The organism is Methanoculleus sp. MH98A (assembly GCF_000691865.1).
Lineage (GTDB): Archaea > Halobacteriota > Methanomicrobia > Methanomicrobiales > Methanoculleaceae > Methanoculleus.
Genome location: NZ_JMIO01000088.1, coordinates 1 through 3,619, shown reverse-complemented (window position 1 = coordinate 3,619; position 3,619 = coordinate 1). Strand labels below are relative to the sequence as shown.

Below are 3,619 nucleotides of genomic sequence, written 5' to 3'. Positions count from 1 at the left end.
GCAGAAAAGGCACATATTTAAGCACGCAGAACGCTTACGTTCCCTTTGCCTCCGGGCTTGCGGGGCGCGTCATCCGGGGCGTCAACCGGGGATGGGAGACCCCCGCACACAAACGGGTACCGCATGCGGCACCTTACGCATTTTGAGGTCATTAAAACATATAAAATCAGCAGGCATCGTTCGGCTGGAACCGAACACATCATAAACCTTCTTATGGCAGGACAATAATCCCCGCCCCTGGAGACAGGACCCGCCGACACCCACAGTCCCGGACAGCCACACCCCTCCCCTCTACGCGGGCGAGGCGCCCTCTGTGCGAGGAACACGCCGCGATCCCGAAAAACCCCGCTCTAAAACCCGGGCAGGCTCCCGCTCGCTCACTGCACCCCATACCCCCCGAGCAGAACCGTAAAGGGGTACCGGCGCCCACCTTGATGAACCGGACGGAGCGGGCCTCTCATGAACGGCGCGATCATGGATTTCCTGATAGTTGCAGACCAGATCTTCATTCTGGTTCTCCTGATCGCCGCGGGCTACGTCGCCGTCGCGACGAAGATCGTCGACCCCCGGGCCACCCGGGGCCTCTCGGGGCTCCTCATCAACATCACCATCCCGGCGCTGATCGTCGCCTCGATGCAGGTGCCCTTCACCCCCGAGCGCCTCGTCGGGGCCGAGACCCTGGTTCTCGCGACCGGGATGCTCTACGTCTTCTCGTTCGCCCTCGCCTGGGCGGTCTCGAAGACCATGCGGGTCCCGGCCGCCGAGGAAGGCGTCCTCCAGTTCGCGATTGTCTTCGGGAACGTCGGGTTCATGGGGTTCCCGGTCGCCCTGACACTCTTCGGGGAGGAAGCGCTCTTTTACGTCGCGATCTTCAACCTCTTCTTCAACGTCCTGGTCTTCTCGGTCGGGATCGCGATGCTCACCGAGGGGAGGGGGAAGGGGTTCGATCCAAAACTGCTCGTAAACCCCGGTATCGCGGCCTCCGTCGTCGGGCTCGCCCTCTTCCTCGGTTCGGTGGAGATCCCGTCGCCCTTCATCGACTCGATCGAACTCCTCGGGGGGGTGACGACGCCGCTTGCGATGATCATCGTCGGGGCGATGCTCGCGACGTTCCCGGCCAGGGAGATGGTCGGGAACTGGCGGATCTGGGCCGCGAGCGCCGTCCTCCTCCTCGCCGTCCCGGCGGCCTACTGCTACCTCCTCGCCCCGGTCTTTGCCGACCCCTACATCAACGGGATCATGATCACGATGGCCGCGATGCCCGCCGCGGCGAACACCGTCATCTTCGCGGAGCAGTACGGCGCCGACTCCCGGCTCGCGTCGCAGATCGTCTTCGTCTCGACGATCGGGTCGCTCGTTACGATTCCGCTCGTCACGACGGTGCTGCTGTAGAAGAGAGAAAAGCAGGAAGAGTGAATAATTACCGCCGGGATCCATCCTTGACGATGAAATCGATCTCCATCAGAACCCGATACCCCCTGCAATAACCCGGTATTCAGCCGGTACCGGGACGAAGCCCGACTCTGTGCCTTGAACGGCCGTATTCACCGTTGCCGTCCAGGTATTTTCGCGTATCAAGCGTTTCGTGCCCCCCACTCCCCGGTACTCGAGGCTGAACGTGATCCCTGCTGCATCTTCCGGCGGCGGGGCGAAGCCGTCAAGGAATACGACCGTGGTGTAGGTACTGTTTGAAACCTGGATGAACTCAGCGACGCCAACGTCACCGGGGGTCGCAAGCACGGGCACGAGCAGCCGCGGCTCCCTCTTCATCTCCCATGCGGTCAGGTTGGTGGGTCGCTGGTACCGGGGCAGTCGCTGCAGCTCGTCTTCCGTCTGCAGCACCTCAAACGATATTGAAATATCAGGCGCGTACCCTTCCGTCGCCGTGAATGCGAGCATCTTCCCGTACGGCGTCTCCCGGATCGTCGCCTGCCACCCGGTGACCCGATCGCCGACGAGCGCTTCCTCCGGGATCACCGGTTCGCCCGTTACGTTCGCCGGGATCGGGACCATGACCGTGGCGGTGCCGTTCGCGGCAGGACCGGGTAGACCGGTGATCTCGATCGTGTAGGAGTTGCCTGGCAGAACGGTCTCGGTAAACGCGGAAAGGAGGAACAGGACGACGACCACGCTGAAAATGGCAGCGAATGCCTTGAAAGTAAAGTCAACCTTCATACAGACCTCGCCTCAGGCATCGAACCCGGGGATGGACCGTGCATGCCCAAATATCGGTACCTACAGGTGAGAAATCAACGTTTAACTATAAACCCTTTCTGCGACGCGTATCTACGTATCAGGCATCCCTTACCGGTTCTGAGCAACTCCTGCAAGCCGAAGGCGAGAGCTGTGCGAAAGGGTACCCCTACCACGCCACTGGCTATACCCCGCTGTTCCGCCCTGCGACGTCGGTAGCGACCAGGATCAGCGCCACCAGTGCCACGATGATGAACCCCAGGATCCACTGGTAGGTGATGACTGCATACAGGCCGGCCGCGATGCCGAGGAACATCAACGCGGCGAGATACTTGCGTTCCATGTATGACGATCTGGATGTTCGGGCATATACCTCTTCTGTCATGTCTCTTTACATATCCGGGAGTTGCAAGCGGAAACGGCGTGCCGTGCGGCACCCTGATGGTCACACCCGTTCAGATCTTCTCGATTCCCCACAAAAGAGGATTTTTGTGACTAAATCAACCCGAAAACAGTTACGTAAGTCCTATCATCAGTGACGACGGTACCATCACTGTTGGGACTGCACCTGCTGGTCCGGGAGCCCAAGAATGAAAAAGATCCCGCTCATCGTCTGGGTAATCCTCATCTGCCTCGTCCTCGTACACTACTTCTACACGCCCGAAAAACCCGAGATCGTCACGGGAGCGATGGTGATCGACCTCGACCCCGGGGAGTGTCAGCCCGATCTCGTGCACCTCTGGGACGCCCTGGTACGTGAGCAGGGTTTCGCGAACGAGTCGGCCATACTCATTCAGTTGAACCAGTTCGTCGATAAGGATGGGGTGGTGCAGTGCACCCAGGCGTACTACACCGGGGACGTGGACGGAGAACAGCATTTTTACGAGATATACGCCTACCCGAGCGGCAACGTCCTCTACAAAGACCAGATACTCGAGTTCCCCCTGCAGGGAGCGCACCCCCTCGCCGTCCTCCGCGAAGCGACCCTGATCGATTTTGCCGACCTCACCCGGAGAGAATGCAATATAACGCTTCAGACACTAAAACACGAGATTGAGAGGGAATATAACGAAACCCACGGCGACCTTTACATCCTCTCGGAAGGCTCGCTCCGCCCCCTGAAGGAGGCGGCATTCCCGGACGGCGCCTGCTGGTACACGATTGAGATCGTCACGGAGGTTCCGCAGCCGGAAGGGAGTTCGACCGCGGGGGGTGTGCCGGACTGTCTCATCCTCTTCACAGAACAGGATATTGCCCTGGCTGATACTGTCGTCTATGCGTGATGTGGAGATACTGCCTGATTGCGGATGTCATATAGGGTTCGCAGGACGATCCGGAAAAAGCCGGAGGATGAAATCAGAGTCTCAGGTCGGCATCAGGTCCCGGTACCTGAAACTTCTCTCCCGGCGCTCGCGAGATGCCACGA

At 60.0% G+C, this 3,619-nt stretch carries 4 protein-coding genes; 2 read left to right on the top strand and 2 right to left on the bottom strand.

From position 1 onward, the window contains the following. Window positions 1-459 precede the first annotated feature (459 nt). Window positions 460-1,392, top strand: a complete 933-nt coding sequence (locus tag EI28_RS10830; protein ID WP_052379732.1) for an AEC family transporter — start codon at window positions 460-462, stop codon at window positions 1,390-1,392. Between the two features lie 69 nt (window positions 1,393-1,461). Here the strand turns inward: EI28_RS10830 and EI28_RS10825 are convergent, their stop codons facing one another. Both EI28_RS10825 and EI28_RS14115 read right to left on the bottom strand, forming a co-directional pair. After that, window positions 1,462-2,175 (bottom strand): hypothetical protein, encoded by a 714-nt coding sequence (locus EI28_RS10825; RefSeq protein WP_048114783.1) that lies wholly within the window; start codon window positions 2,173-2,175, stop codon window positions 1,462-1,464. Window positions 2,176-2,377: 202 nt separating this feature from the next. Next, window positions 2,378-2,536 (bottom strand): hypothetical protein, encoded by a 159-nt coding sequence (locus EI28_RS14115; protein WP_155937374.1) that lies wholly within the window; start codon window positions 2,534-2,536, stop codon window positions 2,378-2,380. Between the two features lie 247 nt (window positions 2,537-2,783). Between EI28_RS14115 and EI28_RS10820 the strand changes: the two genes are divergently transcribed. Then, window positions 2,784-3,476, top strand: coding sequence for a hypothetical protein (locus tag EI28_RS10820; RefSeq protein ID WP_048114781.1), 693 nt, complete (start codon window positions 2,784-2,786; stop codon window positions 3,474-3,476). Window positions 3,477-3,619: the final 143 nt, after the last annotated feature.

Bases quoted from the DNA above. Each gene is read 5' to 3' on its own strand.
- EI28_RS14115 (WP_155937374.1), bottom strand. From the start codon at position 2,536: ATGGAACGCAAGTATCTCGCCGCGTTGATGTTCCTCGGCATCGCGGCC.
- EI28_RS10830 (WP_052379732.1), top strand. From the start codon at position 460: ATGAACGGCGCGATCATGGATTTCCTGATAGTTGCAGACCAGATCTTC.
- EI28_RS10820 (WP_048114781.1), top strand. From the start codon at position 2,784: ATGAAAAAGATCCCGCTCATCGTCTGGGTAATCCTCATCTGCCTCGTC.
- EI28_RS10825 (WP_048114783.1), bottom strand. From the start codon at position 2,175: ATGAAGGTTGACTTTACTTTCAAGGCATTCGCTGCCATTTTCAGCGTG.